This is a genomic window from Bartonella sp. AA81SXKL, assembly GCF_042196945.1.
Taxonomy (GTDB): domain Bacteria; phylum Pseudomonadota; class Alphaproteobacteria; order Rhizobiales; family Rhizobiaceae; genus Bartonella.
In genome coordinates, this window is the sequence record NZ_JBHIRH010000348.1 from 1 (window position 1) to 606 (window position 606).

At 45.5% G+C, this 606-nt stretch carries 1 protein-coding gene; it reads right to left on the reverse strand.

Going from position 1 to position 606, the window contains the following annotated elements; genetic code table 11:
- Window positions 1–606 (reverse strand): hemagglutinin repeat-containing protein (locus tag ACFINZ_RS11625; protein ID WP_375701601.1); only part of this gene is annotated, 606 nt, incomplete at both ends.

Sequence of the window (606 nt, forward strand, 5' to 3'; positions counted from 1 at the left end):
TTTACCTGCTTCCATGGTGATCTTTCCGCTCTGTGCATCATTTTCCAGCACATAGATTGGATTGGTACCAGCGATAATATCAGCGCCAACACCATGAATGCTGCCTTTGTGGGCTTGCATGTTAACAGCGCGTCCGCCTTCTATGCTATCTGTCACCGCTGTGGAGACTTGAGAAGAGGCTTCTGTTTTCTCAGTTTTAAAGCCCACGGTTACACTGCCAGATGCGCCAGCCAGATTGGCAAGAGCATCCTTGGTGGAGCCCCCCAATCCTCCTAATGAGCTACTCAGTCCTTTGGTTACGTTCCCCTTTTCCCCCGTATTGCCAGTCAGCCAATTAACAAAGGTTTTGCCTTTACTATAAAGATGACTGATTTTCATGCCAGTCAGTATGCCATTAATAACTGTATTGTTACCATCCTTATTATTCATGTGATCTGCGGCATCTTTTAGTCCTTGTACCGTGCCAAGGACACCGATATCAACGGAAGTTGTCACACCAGCAAAAGACTTTTCATGCTTTTCTTTTGCGTTAGAGGTATCATAGCTTTCTGATAGGGTGATATTATTGCCGGCATCAATGTTGACATCACGATCCGCCGAAACAAT